This is a genomic window from Burkholderia sp. 22PA0099 (assembly GCF_047497165.1).
Taxonomy (GTDB): Bacteria; Pseudomonadota; Gammaproteobacteria; order Burkholderiales; family Burkholderiaceae; genus Burkholderia.
Genome location: NZ_CP163165.1, coordinates 2590292 through 2608583, shown reverse-complemented (window position 1 = coordinate 2608583; position 18292 = coordinate 2590292). Strand labels below are relative to the sequence as shown.

Sequence of the window (18292 nt, the reverse complement as noted above, 5' to 3'; positions counted from 1 at the left end):
TGAAAATTATCGTGTTGAGGAGTGCCACGCGATGCGCCGCGCATCAGCTGGCGTGCGCAGTCTCGGTCAGCCGGGCCAGCGCGTGCTTGTCGAAGCGCCACGGAATCGCGTGCTCGGCCGTGGCGCGCCGCACGTGCGCGACGAACTCGCGGCGGCCGATTTCGCGGCCGCCGAGCGAGGCGAGATGCGCGGTGTTCTGCTGGCAGTCGATCATCGTCACGCCGTGTGCGCGAACGTGCGCAACCAGCGTGGCCAGCGCGATCTTCGAGGCGTCGGTGGCGTTCGCGAACATCGATTCGCCGAAGAACATCGTGCCGAACGCCACGCCGTACAAACCGCCCACGCGTTCGCCGTCGAACCAGGTTTCGATGCTGTGCGCGTGCCCCGCGCGATGCAGCGCGGTGTAGGCGGCCACGATGTCGTCGGTGATCCAGGTGCCGCGCTGGCCGTCGCGTGGCGCCTGCGCGCAGGCGCGCATCACGGCGGGGAAATCGTGGTCGACGCGCACCTCCCAGCGTGCGTCGCGCTGCACGCGGCGCAGCGTCTTGCGGAACGTGGCGGAGACGCGAAACTCATCCGGCACGAGGATCATGCGTGGATCGGGGCTCCACCACAGCACGGGCTGGCCGTCGGAATACCAGGGGAAGATGCCGCGGTGATAGGCGTCGGCAACGCGTTCGGGCAGCAGGTCGGCGCTGGCCGCGAGCAGGCCGGGTGCGCCGCTGGCCGGGCCGAGCGCCTGCTCGACCGGCGGAAACGGCGCCTCGGGCGTGAGCCAGGGGACCATGCGCGCGCGTCAGCCGTTGCGCAGCGAGCGGTAGATGTCGCCGGTATGCACGCCGAACGAACCGGCCTCGCGGTCGGCGAAGAACAACCGCAAGGTCTGGGTGACGGTGGGGAACGCGATGTCGTCCCAGGGGATATCCGCTTCGTCGAACAGGCGGACTTCGAGGCTTTCCTCGCCGGCCTCGAATTCGGGGCCGTTCATGCGCGCCAGATAGAACAGGTGGACCTGATGCACGTGCGGCACGTTGAGCAGCGTGAACAGGTTCTGCACTTCGACGCGCGCGCCGGCTTCTTCCAGCGTTTCGCGCGCGGCGGCCTCGGAGGTCGTTTCGCCCATCTCCATGAAGCCGGCCGGCAAAGTCCAGTAGCCGTGGCGCGGTTCGATCGCGCGGCGGCACAGCAGTACCTGATCGCCCCAGACGGGCACGGTGCCCACCACATTGCGCGGATTCTGATAGTGGATCGTGCCGCACTGGTCGCAGACGAAGCGTTCGCGGTTATCGCCGGGAGGGATGCGCGCGATGACTTCGTGGCCGCAGACTGAGCAGAATTTCATAGGGATGGGGAGCGAAAGGGTGATGCGAGTGTATCACCGCGCACGGCGATTCCAGAAAGGCGCAGGCGTGCTTTTGCAGCGCTTTGCGTGGGCGGCGGCACGAGGCCGGGCGCTGCGATGGCGCTTGTGAAAACGATAGCGGAAAGCGGTGCGCGCGAAGATTTCCGGCGCCGGAAATGAAAATGGGCCACGAGCTTGAAGCGCTGTGACCCATCATCAATACGACTTGGTTGCGGGGATAGGATTTGAACCTATGACCTTCGGGTTATGAGCCCGACGAGCTGCCAGACTGCTCCACCCCGCGTCCGTCAGAAGAATTGAATTATAGGGTGTTCTCGAAAGCGGCGCAAGCGTTTTATCTGTCCCTGTCACCGCACCGTGTGCGCGAGGCGCTGGGCTAGAATCTGTCGGCGGTTCCCGCCCCTTCATTCAACGTCTGTTTCGACGATCTATATGGATATCGCTCACGATCTGCAGTCGATCCTCGTCCAGGAGCACACGCTGGTCTTTCCGCAGTTCGACACCGCCCGCGCCTGGGCGCTCGGCACGCGGCTGCGCGAGATGGCGCTTGCGCGCGGCCATGCCGTTGCAATCGAGATCGGCAGCTTCGGCCTGCCCGTTTTCTGCGCTGCGCTCGAAGGCGCGACACCCGACAATATCGCCTGGGTTGCGCGCAAGCGCCGCACGGTCGAGCACTTTCGCCGCAGCTCCTATGCGGTCGGCTTGCGTCTGAAGCAGGCCGGCACCACGCTGGCCGCGAAGCACGGTTTGCCCGATACCGATTACGCCTCGCATGGCGGCGCGTTTCCGCTGACGGTGGCCGGCGCCGGCGTGATCGGCACGATCGTCGTGTCGGGCCTGCCGCAGCGTCGCGATCATGAACTGGTGGTGGAGGCGTTGAGCGCCGAACTCGGCCACGATTACGCCGCGCTCGCGCTGGCCGGGGAGTAAACGACCATGAAATTGCCTGCTTTCGCCTGGCTCGCCATGTCCATCGTGGCCGAAGTGATCGGCACCTCGGCCTTGCGCGCCTCGGATGGATTCACACGGCTGCTGCCGACGTTGATCGTGATCGTCGGTTACGGCTTCGCGTTTTATGGCTTGTCGCTGACCTTGAAGACGATGCCGGTCGGGATCGTGTATGCAATCTGGTCGGGCGCGGGCATCGTGCTGATCACGCTTGTCGCGATCGCGCTGTACGGGCAGGTGCCGGACTTGCCGGCCATCATTGGCCTCGCGCTGATCATCGCGGGCGTAGTGGTGCTGAACCTGTTCTCGAAGATGCAGGCGCACTGAGCGCCGGCCCGAATCCTGAAGGGAAGGGCGCGCGCTCCGGGCGCGCGCCGCGATCAGTCGTCGTAATCGTCGTCGGACATGAACGCGCGCATGAACACCAGCGCGCCCCAGCCCCAGATCGCATTGGCCGCGAAGCCGATCGCGAGCGGCGAGAGCATGTTGCCGGCCGGCCAGATGCCGCGCAGCGGATCGATCACGAACACGCGCGCCACGGTCGGCACGATGCCGCCGAACACCAGCGCCTGCACCCACGGCGCCCGCCGCTCGGGCGACACGCGCAGCAGCCAGGCCATCAAAATCGCCCAGACCGCGCTGATCAGCGCATTGACGATGAAGGTCGGCATGCCCGCCGGCGCGAACGGTTCGACCGAGAAGCCGCCGATGCCGATCAGGCCCGCCGCATGCAGCAGCGCCAGCGTCGATTCGCGGAAGAACAGGGCGGCTAGGAAACCGGACAGGAACGGCAGGATGACTTTCTGCATCGGATCAGGCATGAGCGCGCGCGGCGTACGGCCACGTGCGCAAGGTGGGTAGGATTCGGCCCGCCATTATAGGGGGGCGCGTTGTGCTTCGACCGTCCCCGCATCTCGATATTCGCTACAGCAGCGCGTAAATCACGAAAGCGGAAAAACTAAGCTCAAAAAAATCGTTCCGAAACGAAGTGCCCCTCCCTAGACTGAATTCCCAGAGACGGTAGAACCCGTCCTCCCGCGCAATCGCGAGCTCGCCGCTGCGCGGAGCGATCCGGCGAGCCTCATTCCCGGCAGACGATCCCGTTCGACGCCCTGTATGCGTCGAGGGCCTCGCTTTGCCCGAAATTTTCGCAAGAACAGTCAGGCAGGAGCAGCAAATGAATGTGTTCTGGTTTATTCCGACGCACGGCGACAGCCGCTACCTCGGCACCTCCGACGGCGCGCGTGCGGCCGACTACGATTACTTCCGTCAGATCGCCACCTCGGCCGATACGCTCGGCTACGACGGCGTGCTGCTGCCGACCGGCCGTTCCTGCGAGGACGCATGGGTGGTCGCGTCGAGCCTGATTCCGGCCACCAAGCGCTTGAAGTTCCTGGTCGCGGTGCGCCCCGGGCTGTCGTCGCCGGCGCTGTCGGCGCGCATGGCCGCCACGTTCGACCGGATGTCGGAAGGGCGCTTGTTGATCAACGTCGTGACGGGCGGCGACATCGCCGAGCTCGAAGGCGACGGCGTGTTCGTCGACCACGACACGCGCTACGAAATCACCGACGAATTCCTGCATATCTGGCGCGACCTGCTCGCCAAGTCGCACGACAGCCAGTCGATCGATTTCGACGGCAAGCATCTGCAATCGAAGGGCGGCAAGGTGCTGTATCCGCCGGTGCAGACGCCGCATCCGCCGCTGTGGTTCGGCGGCTCGTCGCCGGCCGCGCACACCATCGCGGCCGAGCATATCGACACCTACCTGACCTGGGGCGAGCCGCCCGAGGCCGTCGCGAAGAAGATCGCCGACATCCGCGCCCGTGCCGAGGCGCGCGGCCGCCAGATCAAGTTCGGGATTCGCCTGCACGTGATCGTGCGCGAAACCGAGGAAGAAGCCTGGGCCGATGCCGACCGCCTGATCAGCCGCCTCGACGACGCCACGGTCGCCCGTGCGCAGCAGTCGTTCGCGAAGATGGATTCCGAAGGGCAGCGCCGGATGGCCGCACTGCACGGCGGCAAGCGCGGCTCGCGCAAGGACCTGGAGGTCTATCCGAACCTGTGGGCGGGCGTGGGCCTCGTGCGCGGCGGCGCCGGCACCGCGCTGGTCGGCAGCGCCGAGCAGGTGGCCGAACGCATGCGCGAATACGCGGCGCTCGGGATCGACACCTTCATCCTGTCGGGCTACCCGCATCTGGAAGAGTCGTACCGCTTCGCCGAACTGGTGTTCCCGCTGATCAAGGGCACCACCAACACGCGCCGCGCCGGCCCGCTGTCCGGCCCGTTCGGCGAGGTGATCGGCAATCACTACACGCCGCAGGCGAGCCAGAGCTGAGCGGAGGAATCGAGATGGCAACCCCGACTCTCCAGCGAGCAGGACGCGGTATCGCACGCAGCGGCTGGCGCGCCATCGCGCCCTGGCTCGTGCCGTTCGGCCTCGTGATCGCGTGGGAACTGGCCGCGCGCGCCGGTGCGCTGTCGACGCGCGTGCTGCCCGAGCCGCTCGCCGTGGTGCGCGCCGCGTGGTCCCTGATCCAATCCGGCGACATGTGGGCGAACGTCAAGGTCAGCACCTGGCGCGCGCTGGTGGGCTTCGCGATCGGCGGCGGCGTGGGCCTCGTGCTCGGCCTCGCCACCGGCATTTCGAAGGCCGCCGAGGTGGCGCTCGATTCGACCATCCAGATGATCCGCAACATCCCCGCGCTGGCGATGATTCCGCTCGTGATCCTCTGGTTCGGCATCGACGAGAAGGCCAAGCTGTTCCTCGTGTCGCTCGGCGTGTTCTTCCCGATCTACATCAACACCTATCACGGCATCCGTTCGGTCGACGCGAACCTGATCGAGATGGCCAAGAGTTACGGCGTGAAGGGTTTCGCGCTGTATCGCGACGTGATCCTGCCCGGCGCGCTGCCGTCGATCCTGGTGGGCGTGCGGTTCGCGCTCGGCCTGATGTGGGTGATGCTGATCGTTGCCGAGACGATCTCCGCGCAGTCGGGCATCGGCTACATGACGATGAACGCTCGCGAATTCCTGCAAACCGACGTGGTGGTGGTCGGCATCCTGCTGTACGCGGTGCTCGGCAAGCTGGCCGACGTGCTCGCGAAGTGGCTCGAACGCGCGACGCTGCGCTGGCACCCCGCGTATCAACCGGGAGCCAAGCCATGAACGCGAGCACGCTCAACAACCATTACGGCCCGATCGCCGGTGCCGATATCGATGCCGAGCTCGCGCAGTCGCGCACCGAGGACGCCGCCCGCCAGGACGCCGCCGTGCTCGATCGCGACGCCGGCGGCCACGTCGTGCCGCTGACGCGGCGGCGCGAGGCCGGTGATGTCCGTGGCAATCCGAACGGCAACGCGCCGCTCGCGCGCAGCGGCGATCACTCGGTCGAGCTGCGCAAGGTCGGCAAGCGCTATGGCGAGCGCGCCGTGCTCAGCGATTTCGATCTGTCGATCGAACGTGGCAGCTTCGTGGCGATCGTCGGGCGCAGCGGCTGCGGCAAGTCCACGCTGCTGCGGTTGATCGCCGGGCTGGAGAAGCCGACCGACGGCGCGCTGGTGAAGCGCAGCGAAACCGGCGAGGCGCTCGACACGCGGATCATGTATCAGGACGCGCGGCTGCTGCCATGGAAGACCGTGCTGCAGAACGTGATGCTCGGCCTCGGTCGCCGCTCGCGCGAAGATGCGCGCGCCGTGCTGAACGAGGTCGGCTTGCTCGAACGCGCCAACGACTGGCCCGCGCAACTGTCGGGCGGCCAGCGTCAGCGCGTGGCGCTGGCACGCGCGCTGGTGCACCGGCCGCAACTGCTGCTGCTCGACGAGCCGCTCGGCGCGCTCGACGCGCTCACCCGCATCGAAATGCACGCGCTGATCGAACGCCTCTGGCGCGAACACCGTTTTACCGCGCTGCTCGTGACGCACGACGTGCAGGAGGCGGTGGCGCTCGGCGATCGCATCCTGCTGATCGAGGCCGGCAAGATCGCGCTCGACCAGACCGTGCCGCTCGACCGGCCGCGTGCGCGTGCGTCGTCGTCGTTCGCCGCGCTCGAAGATCGCGTGCTGCAACGCGTGCTGAAGGGCGGCCCGGTGGTCGATGCGCCCGACGCGTTCGAGCAGCCCGCACCCGCAACCCGTATCCGTTGGGCCGTCTGACGCTGCCCAGCCTCCATCGACTGTTATTTTCGGAGCCATACCAACATGAGCATCATCGCCATCAACGTACGCAATCAGTTCAAGGGCAAGGTCAAGGAAATCATCCGCGGGCCGGTGGTGTCCGAGGTCGACGTCGATACGCCGTTCGGCATCGTCACGTCGGTCATCACGACGCGCTCGGTCGACGAGCTGGAACTGAAGGTCGGCGCGGAAGTGGTCGCGCTGGTGAAATCCACCGAGGTGTCGATCGCGCGTCTCTGATGCCCTTGGGGCGGGGCGCAGCGGCATTCCGGAGGCGGGCAACGCGCAAGTGTTGCCCGCCTCTTACGTTCTGAAGCAATCATTGACATTGATTTTCATTTTTCAGTGCTAGGATCAGATTTCTTTCACTGCGGAGAGAGTCGATGGTCCCCGCACTCAGTCCCGATGCAATAGAAGCGTTGAAGTGGGTCGACCGATTTGGCGCCGGCTATCCGGTGCCGACGCAGTTCGGCGCGCTGGTCGATGCGCTGCAGAATGACGGCTATGTGTATCAGAGCCGCCCGGGGCGCGCCGAACTGACCGAAGATGGCAGAACGGCGTTGCCTGAAGAGTTTGATTGATCGATTTGATCGGATTGCTTAGGGTCGGGAGGATGAAAATGGATACGATTTCGATTGGACACAGCCTCGATGCATACGTCGAGGAGTACAACGCTTATCGGCTCGAAGTGAAGACCGAGCAGGTCGGAGCCGGCGAGAAGGCCCATTACCGCGTGTTGTTCGGTGATGCCGAGGTGATCGGCTGGCGGCTCGTGCATGTCGACGGCGTATGGCTCAGCGAGCGCAGCGTGGTCGATCAGGTGATGTCGATGGCGCGCGGGGCGGTGGATCGCGAACTGCGGGGAGCCAGGGCAGCCTGATTGACTGCTGGCTGTTGCGGGCCGGTGTGGGAATGAAAGCCGTCGGGGCTGGCTCCGGCGGCTTTTGTGTTGGTGGGGCGCGGTGACGTTACGTTTTCGTTTGCGATTCACGGCAATCAAATCAGATACCGAAGTGTCTGATTTGATTGAGTCTTGCACGAAAAAAGCTGATCTCTTGCCTACTCGACTGTTCGACCGTGTTCTGCCATGCCTGGTTTTCCTCGCGTTTCACGCTGCGGGCGCCGCGCGGCTCCGCAATCCCTGCTCGGAGCCGAAACGTCCTCGGTGTCCGATTTCGCCCCTTTTGGGAGTTCCATCTGGACACTGTGCCGACGCTGCTGAATCCGATTGCGACAGGCAATCCCTTGCCGATGGCTGTACTGCCGGTCGTCGGGGGCACCGGCAGGCGATCAGGATTGTCAGGATGCAAGCGGCAATGTGAGCACGCCGACCTACGCGTCCTACAACCTCGTCATTGCGGCGATATGGCCTCGAAATGCAATGCAGCGAGATTGCACGAATGGAATTGCTACGCATAAGCCTGTGGCTGCGTGGAGGATCGCCCGGTGCACGGTTGGTTGGTGCATGGCAATTACCAGACGCCGGTATACACATCGGCGTCGCTACCGGCAAACGTATGACGTTTGACAGCACCATTTCACCAGGTTCCATCGCCGGGGGCACACCGACCTCGGAGGGCCCGCATGATGCCGAACTCCGTCGTCGTGGCTGCGCCGGCAAGCGGGACAGGGCTTCGCACTCGTCAGCTTGGAGCAGATCTTCACCGCGCCAGCATAGATTCGGCATGGTGTTCCTTGGAGTGCACAGGCGCCCGGCGACGGCGTGCCGCACGCGTTTGTCGAGACAACATTCAACGGATTGGTGGGCGGCTTGCCAACTCGCCAACGTCCACCATCACGATCACCTGATTTTATGAAACAAACCCGAACGTATGCTGCCGCGATGCGACGGCCGTTGCTGCGCCAATGGCCGCTCCTCGTGTTTGCCGTCGTAATGATGCCGTTCGCACACGCACAGTCCGTCTCCGGACAGGTATTGACGGCCCCAGCCCTCGATACACCGGCCATCGTTGATGCGTTGTCGCTTGCCGGTAAAGCGTCGACCAGCGCGGGGCAGGGGCCGTCGGCCACGTTCAGTTCGGCAACGATTACTGGTGGCACGATCCGCGGCACGTCGATCGATATCGGTTCCACGCTGAAGTCGAACGGCATGAACGTGATGCGCGTCGGTCCGGCAAGCGTTTACAATGCCGCGCTGTTCGTCGGTCCCAACGCCGGTGCGCACTACCCGATCGACAATCCGTGGGCGCTCGGCGTCGGCGCCTATGCCGCCAATGCGTTGAATCAGTCGCAGGCGGAGGTGGTGTGCATCGGCGCACTGTCGTGTTTGCGACTTGTCGACGGGAACTACAACGCAGTGGTGGGGCTGCATGCTGCTGGAGCGGATCCGCACGCGAACGACGTGGCAGTGCTCGGCAACGATGCCGCTCGCAACGAGATCGGTGGCGGGGCGTTTACCGCCGTGGGATCCAATGCGGGCCGCAACGGCACGACCGACATGACGGTGGCCGAAGGCGCCGGCGCGCTGCGGGGCAATGCAGTGTCGATCACGTTCGGCGGGGTGGCCACGGTTGGCGATACGATCACCGTACAGTTGACCTGCACGGCGTCTGGCGTGTGCGCAAACAGCCCGAAATCGTGGCCCTACACGGTAAAGGCCGGCGACACGCTGACGTCGATCTCGCAGGCATTCGTGGCGCTGATGAACGCTGCTCCAGTCAGCGAGGTGGGTAACCTCGTTGTGCTGCAGGCGCGCTCGCCGCAAGTCACCAGCGATCCGATTGTCAGCCTCGACTTTACCGGCTCCGTGCACAACGGTTGGAAGGCGCGGGTGACCGTCGCCATGTCCGCCGGCGCCACGGAAACCGCGAGGGTCGGCACCGGCACGAATGCCTCATCGGTGATCGCGATCGGTCCGTTTGCGGTCGACGGCGCAGCGATCCAGCACTACACGAATTCGGTGTTCGTCGGCGGCAGCATCGCACCGCGGCTGATCAATGGTACCGAAACCAGCAGCATCGGCCACTGGGCGAGCTTTTCGCTCCAGAACGGTAGCGGGCAGACGAACGTCGGCGAGCAGTCGCTTTTTTCGAACGTCAGTGGCAACTACAACACGGCGTTCGGAGTGTTCAGTGGCTACGGCACCATCGGCCAGTACAACAGCTTCTTCGGTCCGTACGCGGGCTGGGGCGTCACGACGGGCAACGGCAATTTCATCGGCGGCGAGTACGCAACGAGTACGCCGGCGCGCTCATGCATCACCACCGGTTCATGGAACACCGAGATCGGCTCGGGGGCTTGCGTGGCGAACCCGCGCGCCGACGGCCAACTCAGCATCCAGAACGCGATCACCGGCACCGGCAACCTCGGCCGAGGCTTGGCGATGTCGACAGGGTTCATCGGGATCTACCAGCCGAGTCCGATCGCCGCGCTCGACGTTAAGGCGCACAGCACGTCGGGCAGCGACCTGGCTTTCCGCGTGAACGACAGCACGGACAAGACGCTGTTCTCGGTCAACAGCGCGGGAAACGTCATGCAGGCCTCGCTCGGTGCAGCCGACGCAACAGGGCGGTCTGCCGACATCGGCAGCGAGACTATTTTCACGGCGAGGCGCACGGGCATCTACTGCTTGAGTGCGTTTTCGAACGTGACTATGGCGGCCACGACCAGTTCCACGCTGCCCGCCGTTACGCTCAACTGGGTTGGCGGCGACACACATGCTTCGCAGTCTTACACGACTGAGCCGTCGACCGGTAATTCACAAGGAACATACTCGCAGGGACAGGTGTGTGCATATATTGCAGGCGGCACGGCCGTTACTTATTCCACGAATGGCTATGCGTCTTCAGGTAAAACTGCGATGCAATACGCTGCACATATCCGTGCATACTTCGGCGGAAATTGATCGACAAGAAAACCGGTACGAATCGCCGACGGTGCACTACGGAATGGCAGCGAATAAAGGGATCCCAAGGACAATGAAGAAGGCACGTTGTAAAAGCTCTGCCGTCAACAAGGCAAAATTAGTGTTGATCATGGCCGCCTCGCTCATCGTTGGATCGGCATCGGCACATTATTCCGGCCGGATTTCGAAGGATTTGACGGCGCGTTTCGAATCGTCCGGTAAAGGGGCTGTCTCGCGCACGATCTCCAACAAATTGCAGGATATCGACAGCGTGTTTGACTTCATGACGGCCGCCCAGATCGCCGATGTGAAATCGGGGGCCGCGTCGGTGGACGTGTCAGGTGCAATTCAGGCCTGCATCGATTTCGAAGGTACGAAGGTGCGGGGGGGCACCTGCGGCATGCCGGCTGGCGTATACCTGATCAAATCGACGCTTAAGGTGGCGAAGCCCTATGTGCGGTTACAGGGAAATGGCAAGGCTTCTACGGTCGTGGCGACGCACACCGACATCGTCGATATCCTCGTCGGAACGAATCCGATCACAGCGATCATCGGCAATGACATTATCGACATCGGTTTCTTCCATTCAAATGTAGTGCCGAAGACGCATCCCGCTATCGTATTGCTTTCGCCGCTGCAGTCGACCATCCGCGCTGCGATTACACATGGCGCGTATGGCATTGCGTTATACGGTGGCCAAGGGGTGAAGCTCGATCAGATCGTGGCGCCGGGAAACTACAATCCGCCCAACGGCCCGGCCTTGAACTCGAATACCGCGATCATGCTTGCCGCGGCGTCGGCTGTGCCGGGCTATACGCTCGGCGCGGATGCAGTCGATTTGCCGACCGAGGTCGAGATTGCGAGCCCATACATCAACGGTCCTTTCATGCAAGGTTGGCAGTACGGCGTGTCGATTTCTGCGGGCGAACATGTCACATTCACGGGCGACTACTATATTGGTCAATCGGTCGTCGACAACGTTCACATCGAGCAGGGGGCCGATAACAAGCTGATCCTCGAGCCGACGCTGGCGCCAGGCGGATACATCGACGGTGCCAGGCGTGCTGGCATCTGGGTCGGCGGTCCGAGCGGCAACGGTTCCCAGTACATCGGGCAACTTGCCATTTACGCTACGGTCAAGGGGCAGTCCGGCTCGGGTCTCGACGGCATAGTGATCGACGGCACGAACCGTGGCGGCACATATCATCAGGCGGTTATTAATGCCACACTCGCGCCGACTCAGGTCAGCGGCTGGGCACGGCACGGCATGAATCTGGCCGGTGGTCTGAACATCAACATCCCGTCGCCCAACGTTTTCGGCAACAGCTTCTCGATGGTCGGCAACGGCAGCGGGATTGTGATCGGGCCGAGTGCATCCGGCGTGCGCGTTAGCGGCGGACGCTCTGGCGGGGGCACTTACGGAACCGGTGTCGGCAATCAAGCCTACGGTATTGAGATAGATCCGGCTTCCACCAATGTGAGGATCGGCGGGGTAGACCTGACTGGCAACCAAGTCGCGACTAACGGCGTGGCCAACGCGGGCACGAGCGACAACCAGATTACCGACAGTCCTGGCTTTAACGGCAACCGCGCGGCTGTCGTGCCGGCGATGCCGGCGTCCGGCACTCGCTTTACGAACCCGTACGGCTCACGCGCGCAGGTGTTGATTTACGGCGGCAAGGTGACGTCGATCGCGCTTAACGGTCAGCAGATGTTTAGTGCGGCGCCGGGTGCGCCAATTTCGGTGGCTCCGGGCGACGTGCTTGGGCTCACGTATTCCACTGCGCCCAATTGGGTCTGGTGGCCGCAATAGAAAACGTTGTCTGTCAGGTTCGGCACCAAAAAAGCCCGCGTGGTTACGCGGGCTGAGTTCCGAACTTTATTCGGCACAAAACAAAACAGGCGCCGAAGCGCCTGTTTTGACTACAAATTCTTGGGGTGGCTGACGGGACTCGAACCCGCGACAACAGGAATCACAATCCTGGACTCTACCAACTGAGCTACAGCCACCGTTGTTACTGCCTACTTCTGCTTCGTTGCCGTTTTGTTTCAGCAGCTAAGAAAGAGATTATATGGACAGGGCATCGCCTTGTCTAGTCCCCTTTTTAAAAATTTTCGACCGGGGCCGTCAGATGGGTGCGCGCCTCGGCAAAGATCGTCGCGACGTCGCCGCGCGCGAGCCGCTTGCTGTCCGACAATACGCGCCGCCAGCCGCGTGCACCGTGCACGCCGCGATACAGCCCGAGCGCATGACGCACGATCGCGCCAAGGTAAGTGCCGCGCGCGATCTCGTCGGCGCAGTAGGCGATCAATCGATCTTCGATTTCCTCGCGCGTCGGCGCGGGGCCGGCCCCGCCATAGAAACGCGCATCGACCTCGGCCAGCACGTAGGGGTTGTGATACGCCTCGCGGCCGAGCATCACGCCATCGACGTGTTGCAGATGCGCTTCGGCTTCGTCGAGCGTGGTGATCCCGCCGTTGATGATGATTTCGAGTTCGGGGAAATCGCGTTTGAGCTGATAGGCGTAGTCGTACTTGAGCGGCGGGATCTCGCGGTTTTCCTTCGGCGAGAGGCCTTTCAGGATGGCGTTGCGCGCGTGCACGATGAACACCTCGCAGCCGGCCTCGGCGATCGTGCCGACGAAATCGCGCACGAATGCGTAGTCTTCCACCGCGTCGACGCCGATCCGATGCTTGACCGTCACCGGCACCGACACCGCATCGCGCATCGCCTTCACGCAGTCGGCCACGAGCGCCGGCTCGTTCATCAGGCAGGCGCCGAACGCGCCGCGCTGCACGCGCTCGGACGGGCAGCCGCAATTCAGGTTGATTTCGTCATAGCCCCAGGTTTCGCCGAGCTTGGCCGACTTCGCGAGATCGTCGCGCTCGCTGCCGCCCAATTGCAGCGCGACGGGCGCCTCGTCGGGCGTGAACGCGAGGTGGCGCGCGACGTCGCCGTGGATCAGCGCGCCGGTCGTGACCATTTCCGTATAGAGCCAGGTATGGCGCGAAATCGACCGGTGCAGCGACCGGCAATGGCGGTCGGTCCAGTCCATCATCGGCGCGACGGTAACGCGCCGGGGCGTTGCTTTCATCGAATCTTCCTGCTGAATCAATATCGTAAGTTCGGGTTGCGCCCGGGCCGGCACCGTCGTTCTGATGGTTTTGTGGGCGCGGGCCGGCAGCGCGGTGCAGCCGGAGCGGATGCGGCAGAGGGTCGAAGCATTTCGATCCCGTGCATCGGTCAAGGGCGACATTATAAGACGACGTGCGCGGCCGCCAAGTCATCAAACGTCGAGATATCAACCCGGATGCACTCGGCATCGAATGAACGTCGAGATATCGCCAGCGATTCCATACCCGTGAATACCACTGAAAAATGGCCGGCATGTTCCATGTTCCATGTTCCAAGCCGCCGTAGCTCAATGCGACGACACGAACACCGCATCCTCGAACGCCGCCGGAATCGCGAAACTCTCCCGCATTCGCCGCACCTCGGCCGCTGGCGTCATGCCGAACAGCCGCTTGAATTCCCGGCTGAATTGCGACGGGCTCGTATAACCCACCGCATGGCTGGCCGCCTCGGCGGTCAGATCCTGACGCACCATCAACAGCCGGGCCTGATGTAGGCGCGTCGATTTCAGATACTGCATCGGCGAAGCCTGCGTGATCGTCTTGAAATGGGTGTGGAAGCTCGGCACGCTCATGCCGGCTTCGCCAGCGAGCTGCGTCACGTCGAGCGGCTGCGCGTAGCCGGCATGGATCAGTCGCAGCGACCGGCCGATACGCCCGAATTGCCCGCGCATCGCCAGCGCCTCGCGCATCGAGCCACCTTGCGCGCCGGTCAGCACGCGGAAATACAGCTCGCGCAACAGGCCCTGACCTAGCACGGTGGCTTCGAGTGGCCGGCCGAGCGCTTCGAGCAATCGCAGCACGGAGCCGGCCATCGCATCGTCGATCGGCGTCGACATCATGCTTTGCGGCGCTTGCGCGCTGGCCGCCGCGTCCTCACCGTCGATCTGTACGGCCAGCTCGGCGGCCAGCGTGAAATCGAGGTGCAGATACAGCGCGAGCAGCGGATGCGACGCGCTCGCCTCGGTTTCCATCGTGAACGGCACGGGCACCGACACGGCCAGATAGTGATTCGCGTCGTACAGATAGAGCTGATCGCCGAAATAGCCGCGCTTGCTGCCTTGGCACACGATCACGATGCCGGGGTCGTACAGCACGGGCGTGCGCGACAGCGGTCGGTCCGAGCGCAGGATTCGCACGCTCGGCAGGGCGGTGAGGTTGTAGCCCTCAGCGGGCGCCAGGGCATGCAGCAGATCGATCGTGCGCTGACGGACCGGCGAGGCCGCCGCAGCGGCATCCACGCTGGCGCTTCGTTTCGGGTTCATAGTTTTAGGCAAGAAAAATACCGAAACTCGGCTTATTGGATCGATTCGCGGATACTACCATGCAGTCTCCAGTCACGATTCGGGAGTCAAACGATGGCAAGCGGAAAGATCCTGCTCATTACGGGCGTCAGCAGCGGTTTCGGCCGTGCGCTCGCGCAAGAGGCGCTGGCGGCGGGGCACACGGTGGTCGGCACGGTCCGCAGCGCCGAGGCGAAGCGCGATTTCGAGGCGCTGGCCACGCAAGGCGCAGTGGCGCGCGTGCTGGACGTGACCGATTTCGATGCGATCGACGGCGTGGTGGCCGAGATTGAGGCCACAGTCGGTCCGATCGACGTACTCGTCAACAATGCCGGCTACGGCCACGAAGGCATTCTGGAGGAATCGCCGCTGTCGGACCTGCGCCGCCAGTTCGACGTCAACGTGTTCGGTGCGGTGGCGATGATGAAGGCGGTGCTGCCGTTCATGCGCGAACGCCGGCGTGGCCACATCCTGAACATTACGTCGATGGGCGGCTACATCACGATGCCGGGCATCACCTATTACTGCGGCAGCAAGTTCGCGCTGGAAGGCATTTCCGAGGCGCTGGGCAAGGAGGTCAAGCCGTTCGGCATCGCCGTGACGGCCGTGGCGCCGGGCTCGTTTCGCACCGATTGGGCCGGGCGCTCGATGGTGCGCACGCCGCGCTCGATCGCCGATTACGACGCGATCTTCGATCCGATCCGCCAGGCGCGCGAGGAGAAAAGCGGCAAGCAACTGGGCGATCCGCGCAAGGCGGCGCGCGCGATGCTCGATGCGATCGCGTCCGACGATCCGCCGGCCCACCTGCTGCTCGGCAGCGATGCGCTCGGTCTCGTGCGCGGCAAGCTGGCGAGCATGGAGCAGGAAATCGGTGCCTGGGAAACCGTAACGGTTTCGACGGACGGCTGAAACCGGCGCGGCGCGCGGTAGCGGGCCTGTTGCGCCAGCGCTGCTGCCGCCCGCGCAACGGTTGCCGGAATCGTGCCGCTTGTCGTACAATCGCGGTCGTTTTCCCGCACGTCGTCAGCAGTTGCCCAGCGCGGTCCCCATATTCAAATCTGCGGCGGCGAGCAATCAGGAAAACAGGTGCAGGGCGGCTTTTCGCGCCTCACCGCAAAGAATTCTGAAGTGGGTCTAGTTGCAGGCGGCACCAAGCGAAAGCTTGGTGCCGTTTTTGTTTTTACGCCCGTAACCGCCGGTAAACCAAGGTGCCTCAATATTTTTGGGCGAAAGCCAAAAGTATTGGGGTTCGGTGCCGTTAATAATTTTGGGACAGCTGACTTGCCTCGGCTGCCTTGAGTTTTGCCCGCTTCGCTGCCAGCGAAGCGGGCTTTTTTATTGCCGCGGCGATACGGCGCGTCAATGCGCGTCGCCTTGCGCCGGAATCGGCCAGCCGGGGCCGGGCAGGGCTTCGGTTTCGCGCGGGTCGAGCGGCTCGCCGCATTCGGAACACACCATGACCGGCCGCATCAGGTGGCCGCAGCGCTTGTGTCGCAGCAGCACCGGCGGCCCGGCGCCGTCGTCCTTCCAGCGGTCGCCCCAGGCGGTCAGGGCCAGCAGGATCGGGTGCAGGTCGCGGCCCTTGTCGGTCAGCCGGTATTCGTGGCGCGGTGGATTCGACTGATAGGGCCGCTTCTCGAAGATGCCTTCGTCGACCAGCCGCGCGAGCCGTTCCGCCAGCACATGCCGCGTCACGCCCAACTGCGCCTGGAACGCGTCGAAGCGCCGGATGCCGAGAAACGCATTGCGCAGGATCAGCATGGTCCAACGGTCGCCGAGCACGGCAGCGGTGCGCGCGACCGAACACGGCATCTCGCCCACGTTGTCCCATTTCATCGGCGGCCTCGCTGTTCAAAAAGTGGGTTCGATTATAGAACGCACACTCGAAATCACAATCCTTGCGTCGACAGCCGTTGACAGCCCCAAAATCGGTACAGAATAATGCGTTCTGTTTTGGAACTAACAAAGTCGTCCCGACGTTGTCCCGATCGCCATCCACGAGGAGCTTCCTGATGAAACCGCTCGATTTTTCCGGAATCGACCTGCTGCGCGCAGCCGCGGCGGGTGACGTACCCGCGCCGTCGATCACCGAAACCATGCCGATGCGCCTCGATGCCGTGGAACTCGGCTATGTGCGGATGACGGCACGCGCCGACGAACGCCACTTGAACCCGCTCGGCGGCGTGCACGGCGGTTTCGCGGCGACGGTGCTCGATTCGGTGACGGGCTGTGCGGTGCATTCGATGCTCGACCGCGGGGTGGGCTACGGCACCGTGGATCTGCACGTGAAGATGCTGCGCCCGGTGCCGCGCGACGTCGAGCTGATCGCGGAAGGGCGCGTCACGCACCTGTCGCGCACGCTCGGCGTGGCCGAAGGCACGCTGAAGACCCCCGACGACAAGATCATTGCGCAAGGCTCGGCCACCTGTTTCATCCAGCGGCCCGAGTAGGCAGTCCGATTCGGCGCACTGGCGCCATGCCGCGAGTGTGGCGCGGCGTGCCGTCATGGTGCATTCCATTGGCTATACTTCGTGCGTCCCGCGGCGCTTCGTGCCGGCCGCGAACCCGACGAACGGAGCCGCGATGCGCCTCGATGACGAAGCCGAAAGCCGTAATGTCGAAGACCGCCGCGGCGGGTTCGGCGGTGGCGGGCGTGGTGCAACGCTCGGCATCGGCACGATCGTCGTGGCGCTGGCCGCCTCGTATTTCTTCGGCGTCGATCCGCGCGTGATCCTGCAGGGCGCGGCCGTGCTGCAAGGCCAGCATGCAGACCAGGGCCAGACGGCGCCCGCGCCGGCCGCGAACACGCCTTCGCAGGCGAACCAGAACGACCCGCGCGCCGTGTTCACACGCAAGGTGCTCGGCAATATCGAGCGCACCTGGTCCCACGTTTTTCCTACGCAGCTCAATCGCGACTATTCGCCGCCGACGCTCGTGATGTTCGAGCATGCGACGCCCACCGCCTGCGGCACCGGGCAAACGGCCATGGGGCCGTTCTACTGTCCGGCTGACCGGAAGGTCTATATCGATCTCGCGTTCTACGACGAACTGCGCCGCAAGTTCGGCGCGGGCGGCGATTTTGCCCAGGCCTACGTGATCGCGCACGAAGTCGGCCACCACGTACAGAAGTTGCTGGGCATTTCCGACAAGGTCGATGCGGCGCGCCAGCGCATGTCGCAGACGCAGGCGAACCGGCTGTCGGTGCGGCTCGAGTTGCAGGCCGATTGCTTCGCGGGCGTGTGGGCCTACAACGCGCAGCAGGCGAACCGGCAATTGATCGAGCCGGGCGAATTCGAGCAGGGTTTGAAGACGGCCTCCGCGATCGGCGACGACACCTTGCAACGGCGCAGTCAGGGCTACGTGGTGCCCGACGCGTTCACGCACGGCACCAGCGAGCAGCGCGTCGCGTGGCTGCGGCGCGGCATGCAGCGCGGCGATGTGCGCGACTGCGATACGTTCGCGTCGCGTTGAGCCGGCATGAACCGTCCGCCCGCTTCTGTATCCGCACCCGCCAGCGCAGCGCATCGGG

At 64.1% G+C, this 18292-nt stretch carries 19 protein-coding genes and 2 tRNA genes; 13 read left to right on the top strand and 8 right to left on the bottom strand.

The features are described from left to right. Positions 1-43: 43 nt before the first annotated feature. From aat to AB4851_RS26995, 3 genes are all read right to left on the bottom strand, one after another. Positions 44-787, bottom strand: coding sequence for a leucyl/phenylalanyl-tRNA--protein transferase (aat, locus tag AB4851_RS27005; protein ID WP_414449535.1), 744 nt, complete (start codon positions 785-787; stop codon positions 44-46). 9 nt (positions 788-796) lie between these two features. Beyond that, positions 797-1342, bottom strand: a complete 546-nt coding sequence (locus AB4851_RS27000) for an NUDIX hydrolase (RefSeq protein ID WP_414445017.1) — start codon at positions 1340-1342, stop codon at positions 797-799. A gap of 227 nt (positions 1343-1569) precedes the next feature. Continuing rightward, positions 1570-1646: transfer RNA gene (locus AB4851_RS26995), tRNA-Met, on the bottom strand. Between the two features lie 149 nt (positions 1647-1795). On the opposite strand from AB4851_RS26995, the gene AB4851_RS26990 reads away from it, so the two are divergent. Together AB4851_RS26990 and AB4851_RS26985 are read left to right on the top strand one after the other, a co-directional pair. Then, a complete protein-coding gene (locus AB4851_RS26990) occupies positions 1796-2293 on the top strand; it encodes a heme-degrading domain-containing protein (protein WP_414449534.1) in 498 nt (165 codons plus the stop codon). 6 nt (positions 2294-2299) lie between these two features. Beyond that, complete coding sequence (locus AB4851_RS26985; protein ID WP_414449533.1) at positions 2300-2638, top strand: DMT family transporter; 339 nt, start codon at positions 2300-2302, stop codon at positions 2636-2638. A 53-nt stretch (positions 2639-2691) separates the two neighbouring features. Here the strand turns inward: AB4851_RS26985 and AB4851_RS26980 are convergent, their stop codons facing one another. Continuing rightward, on the bottom strand, positions 2692-3120 hold the full coding sequence (locus AB4851_RS26980) for a hypothetical protein (protein WP_414451960.1): 429 nt from the start codon (positions 3118-3120) through the stop codon (positions 2692-2694). A 368-nt stretch (positions 3121-3488) separates the two neighbouring features. Between AB4851_RS26980 and ssuD the strand changes: the two genes are divergently transcribed. From ssuD to AB4851_RS26940, 8 genes are all read left to right on the top strand, one after another. Then, positions 3489-4646, top strand: a complete 1158-nt coding sequence (gene ssuD / locus AB4851_RS26975) for an FMNH2-dependent alkanesulfonate monooxygenase (RefSeq protein ID WP_414449532.1) — start codon at positions 3489-3491, stop codon at positions 4644-4646. 14 nt (positions 4647-4660) lie between these two features. Then, entirely contained in the window at positions 4661-5476 is an 816-nt protein-coding gene (gene ssuC, locus AB4851_RS26970) for an aliphatic sulfonate ABC transporter permease SsuC (protein WP_414445020.1), read from the top strand. Further along, positions 5473-6462 carry an ATP-binding cassette domain-containing protein gene (locus tag AB4851_RS26965; protein ID WP_414449531.1) on the top strand — a complete coding sequence of 330 codons (990 nt, stop codon included), beginning with the start codon at positions 5473-5475 and terminating at the stop codon, positions 6460-6462. The genes ssuC and AB4851_RS26965 overlap by 4 nt, the downstream gene beginning before the upstream one ends. A gap of 45 nt (positions 6463-6507) precedes the next feature. Further along, entirely contained in the window at positions 6508-6723 is a 216-nt protein-coding gene (locus tag AB4851_RS26960) for a TOBE domain-containing protein (protein ID WP_013697841.1), read from the top strand. A gap of 143 nt (positions 6724-6866) precedes the next feature. Continuing rightward, on the top strand, positions 6867-7064 hold the full coding sequence (locus AB4851_RS26955; RefSeq protein ID WP_414445022.1) for a hypothetical protein: 198 nt from the start codon (positions 6867-6869) through the stop codon (positions 7062-7064). A 38-nt stretch (positions 7065-7102) separates the two neighbouring features. Continuing rightward, on the top strand, positions 7103-7363 hold the full coding sequence (locus tag AB4851_RS26950) for a hypothetical protein (protein ID WP_414445023.1): 261 nt from the start codon (positions 7103-7105) through the stop codon (positions 7361-7363). Positions 7364-8296: 933 nt separating this feature from the next. Further along, complete coding sequence (locus AB4851_RS26945; RefSeq protein WP_414449530.1) at positions 8297-10348, top strand: hypothetical protein; 2052 nt, start codon at positions 8297-8299, stop codon at positions 10346-10348. Between the two features lie 73 nt (positions 10349-10421). Further along, positions 10422-12161 (top strand): hypothetical protein, encoded by a 1740-nt coding sequence (locus AB4851_RS26940; protein WP_414449529.1) that lies wholly within the window; start codon positions 10422-10424, stop codon positions 12159-12161. A gap of 121 nt (positions 12162-12282) precedes the next feature. Here the strand turns inward: AB4851_RS26940 and AB4851_RS26935 are convergent. The 3 genes from AB4851_RS26935 to AB4851_RS26925 form a co-directional block, all read right to left on the bottom strand. Next, positions 12283-12358, bottom strand: a tRNA-His gene (locus AB4851_RS26935). A gap of 95 nt (positions 12359-12453) precedes the next feature. Further along, the gene (gene dusA / locus AB4851_RS26930) at positions 12454-13443 is read right to left on the bottom strand and encodes a tRNA dihydrouridine(20/20a) synthase DusA (protein ID WP_414449528.1); all 990 of its coding nucleotides are present in this window, start codon (positions 13441-13443) and stop codon (positions 12454-12456) included. Between the two features lie 327 nt (positions 13444-13770). After that, positions 13771-14745: an AraC family transcriptional regulator gene (locus AB4851_RS26925; RefSeq protein ID WP_414449527.1), complete on the bottom strand. Its 975-nt coding sequence runs from the start codon at positions 14743-14745 to the stop codon at positions 13771-13773. A 93-nt stretch (positions 14746-14838) separates the two neighbouring features. On the opposite strand from AB4851_RS26925, the gene AB4851_RS26920 reads away from it, so the two are divergent. After that, positions 14839-15672 (top strand): oxidoreductase, encoded by an 834-nt coding sequence (locus tag AB4851_RS26920; protein WP_414449526.1) that lies wholly within the window; start codon positions 14839-14841, stop codon positions 15670-15672. Between the two features lie 450 nt (positions 15673-16122). Here the strand turns inward: AB4851_RS26920 and AB4851_RS26915 are convergent, their stop codons facing one another. Continuing rightward, positions 16123-16599, bottom strand: coding sequence for a winged helix-turn-helix transcriptional regulator (locus tag AB4851_RS26915; RefSeq protein ID WP_414449525.1), 477 nt, complete (start codon positions 16597-16599; stop codon positions 16123-16125). Between the two features lie 176 nt (positions 16600-16775). Here AB4851_RS26915 and AB4851_RS26910 point away from each other — a divergent pair, with 176 nt between their 5' ends. Continuing rightward, positions 16776-17213, top strand: a complete 438-nt coding sequence (locus AB4851_RS26910) for a PaaI family thioesterase (protein WP_414445031.1) — start codon at positions 16776-16778, stop codon at positions 17211-17213. 133 nt (positions 17214-17346) lie between these two features. After that, positions 17347-18234 carry a neutral zinc metallopeptidase gene (locus AB4851_RS26905; RefSeq protein WP_414449524.1) on the top strand — a complete coding sequence of 296 codons (888 nt, stop codon included), beginning with the start codon at positions 17347-17349 and terminating at the stop codon, positions 18232-18234. The last annotated feature ends 58 nt before the right edge of the window (positions 18235-18292 follow it).

Excerpts from the sequence above, each read along its gene's own strand:
- AB4851_RS26985 (WP_414449533.1), top strand. The coding sequence starts at position 2,300 with ATGAAATTGCCTGCTTTCGCCTGGCTCGCCATGTCCATCGTGGCCGAA.
- AB4851_RS26980 (WP_414451960.1), bottom strand. The coding sequence starts at position 3,120 with ATGCAGAAAGTCATCCTGCCGTTCCTGTCCGGTTTCCTAGCCGCCCTG.
- AB4851_RS26920 (WP_414449526.1), top strand. The coding sequence starts at position 14,839 with ATGGCAAGCGGAAAGATCCTGCTCATTACGGGCGTCAGCAGCGGTTTC.
- AB4851_RS26990 (WP_414449534.1), top strand. The coding sequence starts at position 1,796 with ATGGATATCGCTCACGATCTGCAGTCGATCCTCGTCCAGGAGCACACG.
- AB4851_RS26960 (WP_013697841.1), top strand. The coding sequence starts at position 6,508 with ATGAGCATCATCGCCATCAACGTACGCAATCAGTTCAAGGGCAAGGTC.
- aat (WP_414449535.1), bottom strand. The coding sequence starts at position 787 with ATGGTCCCCTGGCTCACGCCCGAGGCGCCGTTTCCGCCGGTCGAGCAG.
- ssuD (WP_414449532.1), top strand. The coding sequence starts at position 3,489 with ATGAATGTGTTCTGGTTTATTCCGACGCACGGCGACAGCCGCTACCTC.
- AB4851_RS26915 (WP_414449525.1), bottom strand. The coding sequence starts at position 16,599 with ATGAAATGGGACAACGTGGGCGAGATGCCGTGTTCGGTCGCGCGCACC.
- AB4851_RS26910 (WP_414445031.1), top strand. The coding sequence starts at position 16,776 with ATGAAACCGCTCGATTTTTCCGGAATCGACCTGCTGCGCGCAGCCGCG.
- AB4851_RS26945 (WP_414449530.1), top strand. The coding sequence starts at position 8,297 with ATGAAACAAACCCGAACGTATGCTGCCGCGATGCGACGGCCGTTGCTG.
- AB4851_RS26955 (WP_414445022.1), top strand. The coding sequence starts at position 6,867 with ATGGTCCCCGCACTCAGTCCCGATGCAATAGAAGCGTTGAAGTGGGTC.
- ssuC (WP_414445020.1), top strand. The coding sequence starts at position 4,661 with ATGGCAACCCCGACTCTCCAGCGAGCAGGACGCGGTATCGCACGCAGC.
- dusA (WP_414449528.1), bottom strand. The coding sequence starts at position 13,443 with ATGAAAGCAACGCCCCGGCGCGTTACCGTCGCGCCGATGATGGACTGG.
- AB4851_RS26950 (WP_414445023.1), top strand. The coding sequence starts at position 7,103 with ATGGATACGATTTCGATTGGACACAGCCTCGATGCATACGTCGAGGAG.
- AB4851_RS26905 (WP_414449524.1), top strand. The coding sequence starts at position 17,347 with ATGCGCCTCGATGACGAAGCCGAAAGCCGTAATGTCGAAGACCGCCGC.
- AB4851_RS26965 (WP_414449531.1), top strand. The coding sequence starts at position 5,473 with ATGAACGCGAGCACGCTCAACAACCATTACGGCCCGATCGCCGGTGCC.
- AB4851_RS27000 (WP_414445017.1), bottom strand. The coding sequence starts at position 1,342 with ATGAAATTCTGCTCAGTCTGCGGCCACGAAGTCATCGCGCGCATCCCT.
- AB4851_RS26940 (WP_414449529.1), top strand. The coding sequence starts at position 10,422 with ATGAAGAAGGCACGTTGTAAAAGCTCTGCCGTCAACAAGGCAAAATTA.
- AB4851_RS26925 (WP_414449527.1), bottom strand. The coding sequence starts at position 14,745 with ATGAACCCGAAACGAAGCGCCAGCGTGGATGCCGCTGCGGCGGCCTCG.